Annotated in this window: 16 protein-coding genes; 4 read left to right on the forward strand and 12 right to left on the reverse strand. The window is 60.3% G+C overall.

From position 1 onward, the window contains the following. Positions 1-289: 289 nt before the first annotated feature. From FHS81_RS14470 to FHS81_RS14485, 4 genes are all read right to left on the reverse strand, one after another. Positions 290-1,324: a sulfate/molybdate ABC transporter ATP-binding protein gene (locus tag FHS81_RS14470; protein WP_183754270.1), complete on the reverse strand. Its 1,035-nt coding sequence runs from the start codon at positions 1,322-1,324 to the stop codon at positions 290-292. 31 nt (positions 1,325-1,355) lie between these two features. Continuing rightward, on the reverse strand, positions 1,356-2,273 hold the full coding sequence (cysW, locus tag FHS81_RS14475; protein ID WP_183754168.1) for a sulfate ABC transporter permease subunit CysW: 918 nt from the start codon (positions 2,271-2,273) through the stop codon (positions 1,356-1,358). After that, positions 2,266-3,165: a sulfate ABC transporter permease subunit CysT gene (cysT, locus tag FHS81_RS14480; RefSeq protein WP_183754170.1), complete on the reverse strand. Its 900-nt coding sequence runs from the start codon at positions 3,163-3,165 to the stop codon at positions 2,266-2,268. Before cysT ends, cysW begins: the two co-directional genes overlap by 8 nt. Positions 3,166-3,387: 222 nt before the next feature. After that, positions 3,388-4,455 (reverse strand): sulfate ABC transporter substrate-binding protein, encoded by a 1,068-nt coding sequence (locus FHS81_RS14485; protein WP_183754172.1) that lies wholly within the window; start codon positions 4,453-4,455, stop codon positions 3,388-3,390. Between the two features lie 786 nt (positions 4,456-5,241). Between FHS81_RS14485 and FHS81_RS14490 the strand changes: the two genes are divergently transcribed. Beyond that, positions 5,242-5,472 (forward strand): hypothetical protein, encoded by a 231-nt coding sequence (locus FHS81_RS14490; RefSeq protein WP_183754174.1) that lies wholly within the window; start codon positions 5,242-5,244, stop codon positions 5,470-5,472. A gap of 115 nt (positions 5,473-5,587) precedes the next feature. Here the strand turns inward: FHS81_RS14490 and FHS81_RS14495 are convergent, their stop codons facing one another. Further along, positions 5,588-5,833: a hypothetical protein gene (locus FHS81_RS14495; RefSeq protein ID WP_183754279.1), complete on the reverse strand. Its 246-nt coding sequence runs from the start codon at positions 5,831-5,833 to the stop codon at positions 5,588-5,590. Here FHS81_RS14495 and FHS81_RS14500 point away from each other — a divergent pair. Both FHS81_RS14500 and FHS81_RS14505 read left to right on the forward strand, forming a co-directional pair. After that, the gene (locus FHS81_RS14500; RefSeq protein ID WP_246375038.1) at positions 5,832-6,710 is read left to right on the forward strand and encodes a lipid A biosynthesis lauroyl acyltransferase; all 879 of its coding nucleotides are present in this window, start codon (positions 5,832-5,834) and stop codon (positions 6,708-6,710) included. The two genes, FHS81_RS14495 and FHS81_RS14500, sit on opposite strands and share 2 nt — an antisense overlap. Positions 6,711-7,191: 481 nt before the next feature. After that, positions 7,192-7,935: a DUF1223 domain-containing protein gene (locus FHS81_RS14505; protein WP_183754179.1), complete on the forward strand. Its 744-nt coding sequence runs from the start codon at positions 7,192-7,194 to the stop codon at positions 7,933-7,935. A gap of 46 nt (positions 7,936-7,981) precedes the next feature. On the opposite strand, the gene FHS81_RS14510 is transcribed toward FHS81_RS14505, so the two are convergent. The 7 genes from FHS81_RS14510 to FHS81_RS14540 all read right to left on the reverse strand — a co-directional run bounded on the left by FHS81_RS14510 (position 7,982) and on the right by FHS81_RS14540 (position 15,186). Then, positions 7,982-8,416: a HesB/IscA family protein gene (locus FHS81_RS14510; RefSeq protein WP_183754181.1), complete on the reverse strand. Its 435-nt coding sequence runs from the start codon at positions 8,414-8,416 to the stop codon at positions 7,982-7,984. An 87-nt stretch (positions 8,417-8,503) separates the two neighbouring features. After that, positions 8,504-8,824: an SUF system Fe-S cluster assembly protein gene (locus FHS81_RS14515; RefSeq protein WP_246375045.1), complete on the reverse strand. Its 321-nt coding sequence runs from the start codon at positions 8,822-8,824 to the stop codon at positions 8,504-8,506. A gap of 77 nt (positions 8,825-8,901) precedes the next feature. Then, positions 8,902-10,143: a cysteine desulfurase gene (locus FHS81_RS14520; protein WP_183754186.1), complete on the reverse strand. Its 1,242-nt coding sequence runs from the start codon at positions 10,141-10,143 to the stop codon at positions 8,902-8,904. Between the two features lie 78 nt (positions 10,144-10,221). After that, positions 10,222-11,559 carry a Fe-S cluster assembly protein SufD gene (gene sufD / locus FHS81_RS14525; protein ID WP_183754188.1) on the reverse strand — a complete coding sequence of 446 codons (1,338 nt, stop codon included), beginning with the start codon at positions 11,557-11,559 and terminating at the stop codon, positions 10,222-10,224. A 4-nt stretch (positions 11,560-11,563) separates the two neighbouring features. Beyond that, positions 11,564-12,313 (reverse strand): Fe-S cluster assembly ATPase SufC, encoded by a 750-nt coding sequence (gene sufC, locus FHS81_RS14530; RefSeq protein WP_183754190.1) that lies wholly within the window; start codon positions 12,311-12,313, stop codon positions 11,564-11,566. 110 nt (positions 12,314-12,423) lie between these two features. Beyond that, positions 12,424-13,896: a Fe-S cluster assembly protein SufB gene (gene sufB / locus FHS81_RS14535; RefSeq protein WP_183754192.1), complete on the reverse strand. Its 1,473-nt coding sequence runs from the start codon at positions 13,894-13,896 to the stop codon at positions 12,424-12,426. Between the two features lie 69 nt (positions 13,897-13,965). Beyond that, positions 13,966-15,186 carry a cysteine desulfurase family protein gene (locus tag FHS81_RS14540; protein ID WP_183754194.1) on the reverse strand — a complete coding sequence of 407 codons (1,221 nt, stop codon included), beginning with the start codon at positions 15,184-15,186 and terminating at the stop codon, positions 13,966-13,968. A gap of 293 nt (positions 15,187-15,479) precedes the next feature. Between FHS81_RS14540 and FHS81_RS14545 the strand changes: the two genes are divergently transcribed. Continuing rightward, on the forward strand, positions 15,480-16,142 hold the full coding sequence (locus tag FHS81_RS14545) for an alpha/beta hydrolase (protein WP_183754196.1): 663 nt from the start codon (positions 15,480-15,482) through the stop codon (positions 16,140-16,142). Positions 16,143-16,406: the final 264 nt, after the last annotated feature.

The raw sequence follows: 16,406 nt of genomic DNA on the forward strand, positions 1-16,406 counted from the left end.
TCGGCGCACGCCATCGGCACTGCAATTACGCGGGTGGGCGTCATGGCCTCGCCAACGGCGGCAGCGGCGCTTTCCAACGATGATCGACAAATAACATTATCACGCGCGTCTAAAAATTAAAATACAATTTTTATATGTATTATAAAAGAGGCCTGATAATTATATAATTTCAGTGGCTTTTTGTGTGTGAGGTGGAAAAACGCCTTGCCGCGCGCGGCGTAAAAGCCGGCGCGCGGTGTGAAAACGCTTATTTCCCATTCTCCGCCAGCCTGATAGCGGAGCGCGCCTCTCACCCGGAGGGAAAGAGCCGCGCCTGCTGTACCTTGAGGCCGATGCGGTCCGACACGTTCAGGTCTGCGCCGGGCGGCACATCCAGCTCGATGAGCTTGTCGGAGAATGCGACCCGCACTTCCGCACGGCGACCGTTAACGGTGCGGCGCACCGAGGCTATGATGCCGGGAACGCCCGTTCCCGCTTCGGTCAGCGTCAGCTCGTTGGGACGCAGGTAAATATCGTGCTTGCCCGGCCCCGTCCCCGGCGGCACAGCGACATCCAGCGCCTCGCCGGCGAGGAACACCTTGTCGTCGCGAACCTCGACCGGCAACCTGGCGGTATCGCCCAGGAACGACAGCACGAAGGGCGATGCCGGGTTCTCATAAACCTCATCCGGCGTGCCGACCTGCTCCAGCCGGCCATTGGACAGGATAGCAACCCGATCCGCCAGCTCCAGCGCCTCATCCTGATCGTGCGTGACGAAGATCGTCGTGTGGCCGGTGCGATCGTGGATCTCACGCAACCACCGTCGTAGATCTTTACGCACCTTCGCGTCGAGCGCACCGAACGGCTCATCGAGCAGCAGCACGCGCGGCTCCACCGCCAAAGCGCGCGCCAGCGCCACACGCTGACGCTGGCCGCCGGACAACTGGGCAGGATAACGCCGCCCCAGATCGTTGAGCTGCACCAGATCGATCAGCTCTTCGACCCGGCGCTTGATCGCCGCCGCCGGTGGGCGCTCGCGGCGCGGGCGCACTTTAAGGCCATAGGCGATGTTGTCCGCCACCGTCAGGTGCTTGAACAGCGCATAATGCTGGAACACAAACCCCACACGCCGCTGCTGCACGGACAGATGCGTGGCATCCTCCGCCCCGAAAAACACGCTGCCTTCGGTCGCGAACTCAAGGCCGGCAATGATGCGCAGCAAGGTCGTTTTGCCGGAGCCGGACGGCCCGAGCAACGCCACCAGCTCCCCCGGATGGATCTGTAGATCGATACCAGCCAGTGCCTTGAAACCTTCGTAGTCGCGTTCGATTCCCTGTACGCGAATGCCGACGGTTCCTGCCGCGCGCGGCTTTGCGTCAGTGCCCGCCGTGCCCGCCGCGACCGGCGAGAGCGTGTCCGAAACGCCACTCGAGGAAGGACTTTGCAGCGAGGGTGAGGAGAGCGAGGAAGGCGAGGAGCGATGCGACTGCAAAGGCCGCTGTGATGTTGTATTCATTGTAGAGGATCTCGATGTGGAGCGGCATGGTGTTGGTGACGCCGCGAATGTGACCGGAAACGACGGCGACCGCGCCGAACTCACCCATGGCACGCGCGTTGCACAGCAGAACGCCATACAGCAATGCCCAGCGAATGTTCGGCAGCGTCACGGTCAGGAATGCGGTGAACCCGGAGGCACCAAGGGACAGCGCCGCTTCTTCATCGGTATTTCCCTGCTCCTGCATCAGAGGAATGAGTTCTCGCGCCACGAAGGGAAACGTCACGAACACAGTGGCGATGACGATGCCCGGCAGCGCAAAGATGATCTGGATATTATGCTCCTTCAGGAACGAGCCGAAATAGCCCTGCGCCCCGAAGAGAAGCACGAACACAAGACCTGACACGACCGGCGACACCGAAAACGGCAGGTCGATCAGCGTGACGAGAAAGCTCTTGCCCGGAAACCGGAACTTGGCGATAGCCCACGAAGCGGCAACGCCAAACACCAGATTGAGCGGCACGGCGATGGCGGCGACAAGCAGCGTCAGCTTGATGGCGTGCTGCGCATCCGGTTCTGCGAACGCGGACAGATAAACCCCGACGCCGCGTTTGAACGCCTCCAGAAACACCGTCACCAACGGCAGAATCAGAAACAGGCCAAGAAACGCCAACGCAATGGCCAGCGTGACGCCCCGCACCCACGGCGCTTCCGTTGTCACGGAATGGCGCAGCGTTTCCTGCGCGGCGGCGCGCTCGGCCTGCGATGCCTGGGCGGTTGAAGGAACGTGCTCAGACATAGCCAAACCTCTTGCGGCTCCACGCCTGGATCAGATTGATGAGCAGCAGCACCGAAAACGAGATCATCAACATCACCGTCGCAATGGCTGTCGCGCCGGTGTAGTCGAACTCTTCAAGCTTGATCACAATGAGCAGCGGCGCGATTTCGGACACGTAAGGCAGGTTGCCGGCGATAAAAATCACGGAGCCGTATTCGCCAACCGCCCGCGCGAACGCCAGCGCAAGTCCGGTCAAGATAGCCGGGATAAGCGGCGGCAACAGCACCCGCCACACGGTCTGCCCGCGGCGGGCGCCCAGCGTGGCGGAGGCCTCTTCCAGCTCACGGTCGATCTCTGCGATCAGCGGCTGCACCATGCGCACCGTGAACGGGATGCTGACGAAGACCAGCGCGATGAAAATGCCGATGGGCGTATAGGCGATGCGAATGCCATAAGGCGCGAACAGGCTGCCGATGACGCCGTTCTGCGCATAAATCGCCGACAGCGCAATACCGGCAACGGCAGTGGGCAAGGCGAAGGGCAGATCGACCGCCGCATCAAGAAGACGCCGGCCCGGAAACCTGTAACGCGTCAACACCCAGGCGATGACGAGACCGAACACCGCCGAGAAAGTCGCCGCGAGCGCCGAGGTGCCAAAGCTCAACTTCAAAGCGGCGGCCACGCGCTCGTTCGTCGCAACCGCCCAGAGGCCGGCAAGACCGATGTCGGACGCCCGCAAGATCAACCCGCCAAGCGGGATCAGCACGATCAGACCGAGATAAAGAATGGTGTAGCCGAACGCGAACCCGAACCCCGGAATAACGCTGGGCGCGGGAAAGCGCGACAGGGACACGCGCCGCGCGCCGCCTCCGGCCTGGTTCTTTCCCGATGTTGCTGGTGATGTTGCGGACATGGCAACGACTTTCAACACGCCGATTGATGAATACGGCACAAACAAAAAACAGTTCCGCCGCGCGCATAGCCGCCATCGAGCCCCATTTCGGGACGGTCAGACCTCTGATTTCCGGGAACATAAAGTTCGCAAGAAATGCTTCGATTCGGCCTCTCAATGTCGACACGCGCTGCGGCGGCCGTTCATGAACCGGGAAGGCTAAGCACCTCCCCGGCAGATCGATCAGCGCTGGGCGATTTCCTTGCTTATCTCGTCAAACACCGATCCGTCGCCGAAGAAGCGCTTCTGAATCGTTTCCCAATCGCCGAACTTGTCCTCGGCACGGAAGAGCTGCAACTCCTCGAACTTCGGCACTTCACCCGTCACCGTCTCGGGGCGCGAGGGGCGATACCAGTTCTGCGCAATAACGGTCTGCGCCTCGGGCGAGTAGAGGAAGTTCAGATAGGCTTCGGCTGCCTTGCGGGTGCCGCGCTTTTCCACGTTGGCCTCGACCAGAGCAACCGGCGGCTCCGCCGAAATTGAATAAGGCGGCACGACGATGTCGAACTTGTCCGGGCCGAATTCATTCAAAATCAGATGAGCCTCGTTCTCCCAGGCAGGCAGCACGTCGCCAAGATCGCGCTGGGCGAAGCTGATGGTGGAACCGCGCGCACCGGGATCGAGCACCGGCACGTTCTTGTAGAAGTTCGTCACGAACTCCTGCGCCTTCTTTTCATCGCCGCCATTCTGGTCGAGCGCAAAGCCCCAGGCGGTCAGGAAGTTCCAGCGGCCACCGGCTGATGTCTTGGGATTCGGTGTGATGATTTTCACGTCCTCGCGGACGAGATCATCCCAGTTCTTGATGTTCTTGGGGTTGTCCTTGCGAACGACGAACACCACCGTCGAGGTATAGGGAAGGCCGTTATTCGGCAGCTTTTCGCGCCACTCCTTCGGAATGAGCGGCGTTTCGCGCGCGATCAGGTCGATGTCGGAGGCAATGCCGAGCGTCACGACGTCCGCCTCAAGCCCCTCGATGACCTTGTTCGCCTGCCCGCCAGAGCCGCCATGCGACGTGCGCACGACAACGTCCTCGCCGGTTTCTTTCTTCCAATGCTGCTGGAACAGCTCGTTGATCTGGCGATACAGCTCGCGCGTCGGGTCATAGGAGACGTTCAGAAGCGTCGTCTGCGCCGATGCGGGCGCTGCGCCAGTGAACCCGGCAAGTCCGACCGCCAGCGCCGAAGCGACACCAAGAACCGTACGCCGCGAGACCAGACCATGACCGGCCCGGTGCAAAAACTTGTAAAGCATGGCCCTCTCCATAAACTATAAAAACGATCAACTTAAGCCAATCATAATTATAGAACGTATGCAATCTAAAATCGAACTAAATTTTGTGAATTGCATAATTTCACTTATTTTTGCGTTTAATTGACAATCGTCACGCTTGCTGAAGGCGGGTCTGGAATGTTTCAACCAATTGGTGTAAAAGGAGAATGATCGTCAACATCATTTTAATTTTATAAATTCTATTAAATTAGTATTCTATTGACACTCGCCCCCTTTTGCGCGATAGCTTGTCTGTTCGCTCTTGACGGGCTGCCTCTTGGCGGGACTGAAGTTGCTTCTATACATCCCCCCCTTGAAAGCTGCCGGGAGCGAGCGAACCGCGGTGATTTGAAAGCGCAGCTTGCGCCGCGTGACCAAACGCTAAAGCGTCACGAGTGAGTTCGTGGGCTCGATGCGCGCACGGTCGTCCTGTTCTCGATAACGGGAAGCGCGCCTCCATGACAGGAAAGAACCATGGCACTTTCTTGGAAAATCCAGAACACCGCCTATATGAGCAGTGCAACGACAACAACAGACCTAAAAGTCGCCCTGGGGAACGGAAACACTGGAAAAATGAGGGATATCACCATCCAACCCGCCTGCTGTCATGCCATCTGCATGATTGCATGGCTTGCGTGTGGAACGCATTGGACCTGTCGGCGTTAGTTGCAGAGCGTTTTTCACAGGGTTCATCGTCGGGCAGCCAAGGCGTTTCTAATTGGCCCCGAACTTGCATGGTGAAGCCGGTTCATACCGGTGGGAGCTGAAATGTTCGACAATTATCTGATCGAAGTGTCCGGCAGGCCAGCCGGGATTATCGCACGCGACACGAATGGCTATCGCTTCCATGCTTCGGAAAGCGCTTTCAACGATCTCGACGGACGGATCTTCGCTGATCCGCAGACCGCAGAACGCGCAGCGCGCAAGCATCTGGCGAAACGCCGGTCCGCAGGCAGCGGCCGCCGTGCCATCGAAGAGGCTGGCCTGATATCGGCCTGAGCGCGGTTAACGCGATACACGCCATCCGCGGCGCGGGTGCACCACCACAAGGCGGCCATCGCTTTCATGTGCAATTTGCACGGCGACGGGCCGCCTTACGTTTTCCGGCAAAACCTCAGACCATACTGATGACTGCGCCCTCTCGTGGGCCAATACGACACACCTGTAGTTTTTCGCACATGGCATTGCCGATGGGCGGTTTGCCCCCGCGTGCAATTGCTTTAGAAAACGGCAGCGGCAATGCTGCCTTTGCGGCATTGTGACCTGTTTTTCCACGTGGTGTGAGAACCTTGGCGTTGCGTATCAATAAGGCGTTTGGCGCCATTCGGAAATTTGGTTCTTTCATCGCTGAAATCGCCATGGTCGGGCTGGTGCGCGGCGTTTTCGGCGTGCTGCGACTGCTAGGGCCGGATCGTGCCAGCAATTGGGGTGGCAGCGTAGCGCGGGCAATAGGCCCGCTGATGTCCGTTCATAAAGTGGCGCTGGCCAATATCCGCGCCGCATTTCCCGACGCGGATGATGCACGCGTGCGCGAAATCGCCCTTGGCGCCTGGGAGAATCTCGGCCGGACCGGCGCGGAATATGCGCATCTCGACCAGCTTTTCGACTTCGATTACGACAATCCGCGCCCCGACGCGCGTGTCGAGGTTGTCGGCATCGATCACTTCGTTGCGCTGCGCGATGACGAGCGCCCCGGCATTGTGTTTTCCGCTCACCTCGGCAATTGGGAACTACCCGCCATCTGCGCCAGTCGCTATGGTCTCGACACTACAGCGATTTTCCGCGAGCCGAATGATCCGGCTGTCGCGCGAGCGGTGCACGAGGTGCGTTCCCGCACCATGGGCAACCTTCAGGCTGCACGGCAGGGAGCCGCCTTTGTGATGGCCAATGTGCTGGAAAACGGTGGCCACCTCGGCATGCTGATCGACCAGCACTTCACACGCGGCGTGACGGTGCCTTTCTTTGATCGGCCAGCGCTTACAAATCCGATCCTCGGCAAGTTTGCGCGGCGATTCGATTGTCCGGTTCACGGTGTCCGCGTCATTCGTCTGCCCGGGCACCGGTTCCGAATCGAACTCACGCCGCCTTTGGATCTGCCAAGAGATGCCGATGGCCACGTCGACCCCGCGGGAGCAATGGCGGCAATGACAGCCGTCGTCGAGGGCTGGGTACGCGAGCATCCCGAGCAGTGGCTATGGATGCACCGGCGCTGGCGCACCCCTGCCAAGCCGCGCTAAGGCCGATCTCTCTAAAGTGACTTTCCTTCGCTGCCGAATTGCGGTTCACTCAAGCCGCTGAGCAAAACCTCAAGGTTAAGGTTGGGCGGAGATTTTGGTCATTTTGCACGCTGACGATGCCGAATCGTCCCATAAGCCCCTTCACCAGACCAGCCCCGCGAGGATTTGATCAGTCAGTTTCACCGAGTGGTTCTTCTTTTGATAAAGTTGGTGAGATCGGTAATCTGAAGCTGCCATCATCGGCTGAGAGGCCCCGTCGGGGCGACGAAGCGTTTTTCACGCATTTGTTAGGCATCGCGCAGGGAAACGGTTGCTTTCGACAGATATGACAACAGCATGCACGCCCTCCCCCACAACACTCAGCGCCAAAGCGCCATCTCATCAGATGCAATTGTCTGATCGGAAAGCCGCCACCACAGAGCGCGGCAAAAAAGGGGCGTTGCTGTGTGGGACTCTGGCGCTGTTCCTTGCCGGCATGGTGTTGCCCGCCGCTGCGCAGCAGGCATCGCAGGCCATACAACTACGAGCCGTCATCGAACTCTTCACAAGTCAGGGCTGCGCCTCCTGCCCTCCGGCAGACAACCTGATCAGACGATATGCGCGCGACAACAGCATTATCGTGCTGACACTCCCCGTCACCTGCTGGGATTATCTGGGCTGGCGCGATACGCTGGCCAAGGATCATTTCACAATCCGCCAGCGTATTTACGCGAAAATCCGTGGATCCCGCAGCATTTATACGCCGCAGGCTGTCATCAATGGGACAGCGCACATGGTCGGGTCTGACGAAACGGCCATAGGCGGCGCATTGGAAACAACGACCACCTCCGCGCTTCCGGTCAAAGTGGATATCACTTCAACCGGCGAAACGTTCCGCATCGCAGTGGCAGCCTCCAACACCCGCGAGCGCTCAACGATTCTGCTTGCGCCATTCTACCGCGAACGATCGGTTTCCGTCGATGACGGTGAGAACGCCGGTAAACGCCTCACATATACGAACGTGGTCAGCGGCCTCTTGCCGATCGGGCAATTACCGTCATCGTCGCCCTCAGCGGAAGCGTTCGTTATTAACCTGCCACGCGCCAGCGCCTTGCCGGACAATACCGATGGATTTGCCATTCTGGTCCAGAGCGGCAATCCGGATAGACCCGGACAAGTGATTGGGGCAGCGTCCTACATGCAAAACACAAGTCCTGCCCGGACAAGGCACTCTCCGAACTTATAGAGAGCCTTTGACGCCCAGGCATCTGTCTGCACAGCGCACTATATGATTACAGCCCCGCCTGTGCGAGCGCTTCAGGCGATGCGGGGGCAATCTCCACGGATTCGCCGCAGCCGCAAGCCGATGTCTGGTTGGGATTGTTGAATACGAACCCGGACGACATCTTGCCCACCTGATAATCCATCTCCGTGCCGAGCAGGAAAAGCACCGCTTTAGGGTCGACGATGAGCTTCACGCCCTTGTCCTCGACCACATCCTCGCCTGGCGCAATCGTCTCGGCGTACTCCATGGTGTATTCCATACCGGCGCAGCCGCCCTTCTTGACACCAAGACGGACGGCGGCAACCTCGCGATCGGTATTATCGAGAATTTCGCGCAAACGCTCCGCCGCGGCTTCCGTCAGGGTGAGAACCTGAAAGCGCGACCGTTTGCGCACCGCGGGAGCGGCGGAACCCGTATCGGAAGCGTTCTGCGACGATGCCATCGTGAGCAATCCTTCAAAGCAACCCCGCCAGCATAGTCTGGCGGCTCCCTATAAACATAGGGTCTCCCTCGCCCCGCGTCGAGAGGATCACCACATATCGAGTGCGACACGCGCCTCGTCGGACATGCGGCTTTGATCCCACGGCGGGTCGAAAACCATGTTGACCTTCACGCCCTGCACGCCATAGATGGAACTTACCGCCCCCTCGACCCAGCCGGGCATTTCACCCGCAACCGGGCAGCCGGGAGCTGTCAGCGTCATATCGATCTCGATTTCGCGATCGTCGCTGATATCGACACGGTAAATGAGGCCAAGCTCATAAATATCCACCGGGATTTCCGGATCGAAGACGGTTTTCAGCGCGGCGATAATGTCCTCGGTCAGCCGCTCGATCTCACCTTCCGGCAAGCCCGATCCTACCGGCGTAACGGCGGAGGCCTTGTTGTCTTCTTCGCTCACTGAATTCTCCCCCACATTCCGGCCAATCAGGCGAAAAGCTGCTCGGCTTTCCGCAGTGCCTCAACCAGAATATCGACTTCTTCCTTGGTATTATACAGCGCAAACGACGCACGGCATGTCGCCGTGGTGCCAAAGCGGGCAAGCAGCGGCTGTGCGCAGTGGGTGCCGGCGCGCACCGCAACTCCGGCACGGTCGATGATGGTGGCGACATCATGCGGGTGCGCGCCCACCATCTCGAAGGACAGGATCGCCCCCTTCTCTCGCGCCCGCCCGAGAATGCGCACGGAATTGAGCCCACCGATCTGCTGATGAGCGTAATTACGCAGCTGTTCCTCGTGATTCAGAACCGCACTGCGTCCCAGCCGGTCGACATAACGAATGGCGGCAGCCAGGCCGATGGCTTCCACAATCGGCGGCGTTCCCGCCTCGAAACGATGCGGCGGCGTGTTGTATGTCACGCCATCGGTCGTCACCGTCTCGATCATCTCTCCACCGCCGTTGAAAGGCGGCAGTTCCTCCAGCCAGCGCGACTTGCCGTAAAGCACGCCAATGCCCGTCGGCCCGTAAAGCTTGTGGCCAGTGAAGACGTAGAAGTCCGCATCCAGTTCCCGGACGTCGACAGGCAGATGCACCGCCCCCTGACTGCCATCGACAAGCACCGGAATGCCATGAGCATGCGCGATCCGCACGATTTCCTTGATCGGCATGATCGTACCGATGACATTGGACATATGCGTGATCGCAACGATCCGGGTGCGCGGCGTCAGCAGCGCCTCGAACTCATCGAGCAGGAAATTGCCTTCTTCATCGACGGGCGCCCATTTCAGCACGGCGCCTTTGCGCTCGCGATGAAAGTTCCATGGCACGATGTTGGAATGATGTTCGGCAATGGAGAGCACGATCTCATCGCCCTCACCGATATAGGCACGGCCGAACGAGTCAGCCACGAGGTTGATCGCCTCCGTCGCAGAGCGCGTGAAGATTATCTCGTCCGTGCTTTCGGCGTTGAGGAAACCGCGCACGGTTTCGCGCGCATCCTCGAACGCTTCTGTCACCGCATTGGCGAGGAAATGCAGTCCACGATGGACGTTGGCATATTCATGCTCGTACACGCGGCTCATGGCGTCGATCACGGCCCGCGGCTTCTGGGCGGAGGCGGCGCTGTCCAGATATACCAGCGGCTTGCCATAGATCTCCCGCGACAGGATCGGAAAATCCCGACGCACCGCATCCACATCGTAGCTGCCACCCGTTACAACGCCGGTCATCGATCCCTCTCTTCAGGACCGGGAGTCGTACCCGGTCCGGCTACGTCCCAGTCTGCCAGTATGTCCATAAACCCACATTTATGAACGATTTTCCAGCCTCTTTACTGCAAGCGCGTTCAACGCCTCACGCATGGACTCGTGCTCGACAAGTTCGATGGCCTCACCGATGAACGCCTGCAGCAGCAGCGCCTCGGCTTCGGCTGGCGGCAAGCCGCGTGCGCTGAGGTAGAATAACAGATCTTCGTCGAGTTCGCCGCAGGTTGCGCCGTGGGCGCACTGCACGTCATCGGCCCAGATTTCAAGCTCGGGCTTGTTATACATGGTTGCGCCGGGCGACACGAGCAACGCCGCCGACATCATCCGCCCATCCGTTTTCTGGGCGTCCTGACGCACGATGATCTTGCCCTGGAATACGCCCGTGGCATCGCCATCGACGATGGTCTTGAACAGCTCGCGGCTCTCCCCGCCCGGTACGGCGTGGTCGAGCACCAGCGTCGTATCGGCATGATCTTCGCCGCGAATCATCGTCACGCCGCCAATCGTGACCCGCGCGTTCTCACCCTGGCAGGCGATGAAGAGCTGATGGCGCGAGACTGCACTGCCGGCAACAAGGTTGAACGACCGAAAATCGGCCTCCCCCCCGAGTAACGCCGTCAGCGTGGAAAGCGCAATCGCGCCCGCTCCTTCGGCATTGACACGCACATGCTCCACGCGGGCGCTATCGCCCAGCACGAACGCCACGAGGCTGTTCGGCTGTGCTGCGACGTGCCCCTCATGGGTTTCAGCGATGGTCAGCGCCGCATCCTTCTCAACCAGCACCAGCACGCGCGTCGCGGTGGCGAAAGGGGTATTCCCATGGTTGATGAAGCGCAGGTGCAGCACCTCGCCGATTTCATGCCCGGCAGCAACCTGCACGATAATGCCGTCATCGACAAAAGCCGTGTTCAGATCGATGAGAGCATTGCCGTTCGCAACCTCCACCTGATCGAGAGAGGCAAGCGCCGGGTGCGCCTCCGCGAGTGCTTTTGACAGCGGGACAACGCTGACGCCCTCCGGCAAGGTAGCCGCGTCTGCCAGATAACCGTTTACAAAGTCGATCCGCGCCGCTGGCACATCTGCCAGAACATGCGCCGATTTGCGCGCGGCATCGACGGTCGCGGCATCGGGGCGCGAGGCAGGCGCAGCGGCTTCATGCAAAAATGCCCGCAGGTCGGTGTATTTCCATTCTTCCACCCGCCGGTTCGGCACGCCGACACGCTGGATGTCCTCCATGGCTTCCAGGCGGCGCACAACGGAACCGTCGCCATCCGGAAGGCGCGACCTGAAATCATCGAAGTGCTGCGCAAGCCGGGTATCGGCCGGAAAGTTCTGGGCGGCCGGACGCTCTGCGCTCTCTGTCGCTGGATTCGTCGTCATGTCCTCACGCCGCCTCGGTGCTGTACTCGGCGTAGCCGCTGGCTTCGAGTTCCAGCGCAAGCTCCTTGCCACCGGAACGAACGATACGGCCCTTCGACATCACATGCACCGTATCCGGCACGATATGATTGAGCAGCCGCTGGTAGTGGGTGATGACCAGAAACGCGCGCTTCTCGTCACGCAATGCATTCACGCCTTCGGACACGATGCGCAATGCATCGATATCGAGACCGGAGTCCGTCTCGTCGAGAATGCAGAACTTGGGTTGCAGCAGCGCCATCTGGAGAATTTCCATGCGCTTCTTCTCGCCACCGGAGAAGCCCACGTTCAGCGCGCGCTTCAGCATCTCCTGATTGATTTCCAGCTTTTCCGCCGCACCCCTGACGAGGCGAAGAAAGTCCGGTGTGGTCAGTTCCTCTTCCTCACGCGCCTTGCGCTGGGCGTTGAGGATCGCTTTCAGGAACGACATCGTGGCGACGCCGGGAATTTCCAGTGGATACTGGAACGCAAGGAACACACCCTTGCTCGCCCGCTCATAGGCCTCAAGCTCAAGGAGGTTCTCGCCGTCCAGCAGGATCTCGCCGTCGAGAACCTCATAATCTTCCTTGCCGGCAATGACATAGCTCAGCGTCGACTTGCCGGAGCCGTTCGGCCCCATGATGGCCGCGACCTCCCCGTCGGCGACCGTCAGGTCGAGACCGTTGAGAATGCGGTTGCCCTCGATTTCAACCACAAGATTCTTGATTTCGATCATTCTTATGTCCTTCAAATCCCGCCATGCTGGAACTTGCGGAAGTGTGCCCGTTCCGGGCGGTGCACACCTTCGGTCCAGCAGAACCGCACGCCGGCCAAACGGCAACCCGCTCAGCCGACCGATCCCTCCAGGCTGATCGAGATCAGCTTCTGCGCCTCCACGGCGAACTCCATCGGCAACTGCTGCAGCACGTCCTTGACGAAGCCGTTGACGATCAACGCGATCGCCTCTTCCTCATCGAGCCCCCGCTGGAGGCAATAGAACATCTGGTCATCCGAAATCTTCGATGTCGTTGCCTCGTGTTCAAAGATGGCGCTGGCGTTCTTCGACTCGATATAGGGCACGGTATGCGCGCCGCAACGGTCACCGATCAGCAACGAATCGCAGTTGGTGAAATTGCGCGTGCCGGACGCCCGCCGATGCGCGGAAACCAGCCCGCGGTAGGTATTCTCAGAGCGGCCTGCAGCGATGCCCTTGGAGATGATGCGGCTCGTCGTATTACGGCCGAGATGGATCATCTTGGTGCCGGAATCGACCTGCTGATACCCGTTCGAGATGGCGATGGAGTAGAACTCGCCCTGGGAGTTGTCGCCGCGCAGGATGCAGGAGGGATACTTCCACGTGATCGCCGATCCGGTTTCGACCTGCGTCCACGAAATCTTGGAATTCCGGCCCCGGCAATCGCCGCGCTTGGTGACGAAGTTGTAAACCCCGCCCTTGCCCTCGATATCGCCCGGATACCAGTTCTGCACCGTGGAATATTTGATCTCGGCATCATCAAGCGCGATCAGCTCAACCACCGCAGCATGCAACTGGTTTTCGTCACGCGCGGGAGCGGTGCAACCTTCCAGATAGCTGACGTAGGAACCCTTGTCGGCGATGATCAGCGTGCGCTCAAACTGGCCCGTATTGCGCTCGTTGATGCGGAAATACGTGGACAACTCCATCGGGCAACGCACGCCCTCCGGCACGTAGACGAACGAGCCATCGGTGAACACAGCCGAATTCAGCGTCGCAAAGTAATTGTCCGACACGGGTACAACGGTGCCGAGATACTTCTTCACAAGTTCGGGATATTCTCGGATCGCCTCGGAAATAGGGCAGAAGATCACGCCCGCCCTGCGCAGTTCTTCCTTGAACGTCGTCACCACGGACACCGAATCGAACACCGCGTCGACAGCCACCCGGCGTGACGGCTCGACACCGGCAAGAATCTCCTGCTCACGCAGGGGAATCCCCAGCTTTTCATAAGTCCGCAGAATTTCCGGATCGACTTCGTCGAGCGACTTGGGCGCGGCATTCTTCTTCGGAGCCGCATAATAATGCAGATCCTGATAGTCGATGGGCGGATAGTTGACGCGCGCCCATGTCGGCTCACGCAAGGTCACCCAGCGCCGATAGGCGTCGAGGCGCCACTCGGTCATCCACTCCGGCTCGCCCTTCTTGGCGGAGATGAGGCGAACGATATCCTCGTTCAGCCCCTTTGGAGCCTTGTCGACCTCAAGCTCGGTCTCGAAACCGTATTTATACTGATCCACGTCAAGCGTGCGGACACGCTCGATTGTTTCCTGCACCGCAGGCATGGCACAACCCTCCTGTCGCGGTTTCAAGGACCGCTGGTTGGTATGGCGTCCGCCAAATATCCCAAAACGTCAGGCCGCACTGCGACCCTTCTGACGGGATATAAGCATACCAACGACCTTTTCCAAAGCCGTTCTAAAAGAATCAAGATCGGCATCGCCCGATGCGTGGCCGATACTGACCCGCAACGCGCCTTCCGCCACCTCCGGCGGCACGCCCATCGCCTCCAGAACATGCGAACGCTTCACCTTGCCCGACGAGCAGGCCGAACCCGACGAAACCGCGAACCCGGCAAGATCGAGAGCCATCAGCAACGTCTCCGCCTTCAGCCCCGGAACGGCGAAAGCGCTTGTATTGCTGAGCCGTTCGACGTTGCTGCCGAAAATTTCGGCTTGCGGTATCGTGGCTTTCAGGTCCCGTTCGAATCTGTCGCGCGCGGCCTTCAAGCGCGCTGGATACGCGTTGATACGCGACATTGCAAGGGCTGCTGCCAAGCCAAAGCCTGCGATACCTGCCACGTTCTCCGTGCCGGCACGCCGGCCGCGCTCCTGCCCGCCGCCACGCACCAGCGGGTGGCCAAGTTCCACGCCGCCCGCGCCAAGCACAAGCGCCCCCACGCCCTGCGGCCCGCCAAGCTTGTGCGCCGACAATGTCAGCATGTCGACGCCAAGCGCGCCGATATCGAGCGGCATCCGCCCCGCCGCCTGAATCGCATCGGTATGCATCACACCGCCAGCCACATGCACGGCGGCCGCGATCTCGGCGACGGGTTGCAGCACCCCGGTTTCGCTGTTGGCCATCTGCACGCTGACCAGCGCACACCCATCAGGCTCCGCTGCCGCCAAGGCGGTCAGGCGTTCACGCAACCAGTCCAGCCGCACGATGCCGTTGTCATCGACTGGCAGCCGCTCGATCCTATCAGCGGCAAATCCGCCACCGGCCAGCACGCTGGGATGTTCGGTCGCGCCGATAAGAAGCCGCGTCACTGCCCGCGCCTCGCCCGTCGCACAGCCGCCGATGGAGCATGCGCCGGATACGCGCACCAGAGGCGTCAGCGCCATGGCGTTGGCCTCCGAGCCGCTGGCGGTGAAGATGACATTCTCCGCACGCCCCCCGACGAGCGCCGCCACCTTGACGCGCGCATCCTCCACGCGCCCGCGCGCGGCCCGTCCTTCAGTATGGACCGACGAGGGATTGCCCGTCAGCGCCAACGCGGCGGACATCGCCTCCAGCACCTCCGGCAGCAAGGGCGCGGTGGCGTTGTAGTCCAGATAGATGCGTTCGCGTGTCATCCTGCTCCTGATACCCCGCGTGTTGCCGCTGCCACCCTGTCAAGCCTGCCAGCTTCGGCAATCGGCAGTGTTTGCGCAATATGCTTGCTTTTTCCCCCCCGTGCCATGTTAGAGAGGCCGCATGAAAGCTTGCCGCGTCTTATGCCAGAATGCTTCAGCCGGAACAATTCCGGCCGCCGCGACCGACCCTTCAGGATCGACGTGCGGCAGGGAGCGCTACGCCGGCATGAGACCCCGCAACCTGCGTTGTGCCAACGCAGCCGACCCCATGTAAACCGCACGAATGGTGTTCGATGCCCGAGATTATCTTTTCCGGCCCTTCCGGCCGTATTGAAGGCCGCTATCATCCTGCCAAGGATAAAGGCGCGCCGATAGCGCTTATTCTGCATCCGCACCCGCAGTTCGGCGGCACGATGAACAACCAGATCGTGTACAATCTCTACTACACGTTCGTAAATCGCGGCTTTTCGGCCTTGCGCTTCAACTTTCGCGGCGTCGGGCGCTCCCAGGGCACGTTCGACCACGGGGCGGGCGAACTGTCCGATGCCGCCGCGGCATTGGACTGGGTGCAGTCGGTCAACCCGGAAGCACGCAACTGCTGGATCGCAGGCGTATCCTTCGGGGCATGGATCGGCATGCAGTTGCTGATGCGCCGGCCCGAGGTCGAGGGCTTCCTGTCGATCGCGGCCATGGCCAACCGATACGATTTCTCGTTCCTCGCGCCATGCCCGTCATCCGGGTTGTTCATCCATGGCGAGCAGGATCGCGTTGCGCCCTTGCGTGAGGTGATCAGCGTCATCGAGAAGGTCAAGACGCAGAAGGGCATCCAGATCGAGCACGAGGTCATACCCGGCGCGAACCACTTCTTCGACGGACAGGTGGAGCCCCTGATTGCGACAGTGGATTCGTATCTCGATCGTCGCCTCGGCCCGGCGCCTGCAAAGGAAGCGGAATAGCGCCTCCCTGCCTGGCCGGGACAGCGTAACTTCTGGCCGCCGCGTCAAGCGGTCTCGTTGCGGCGGGAGAGCCAAACTTCCGCTGCAACGTTTTTCGGTGCAAGTGTCAGGTCATTTCGCTTGACGGCGTCACATCTGCTGTCGCAAATAACGCCCGATATGACGCTGCGGGCCATAACCATTGGCCTGTAGCATGTTAAACGACGAATATACCGCCCGCATATGGCATGATCCCACACAGCGGGCGGCGAGTGCAATCAATGG

This window comes from Pseudochelatococcus contaminans, assembly GCF_014195635.1.
Classification (GTDB): domain Bacteria; phylum Pseudomonadota; class Alphaproteobacteria; order Rhizobiales; family Beijerinckiaceae; genus Pseudochelatococcus; species Pseudochelatococcus contaminans.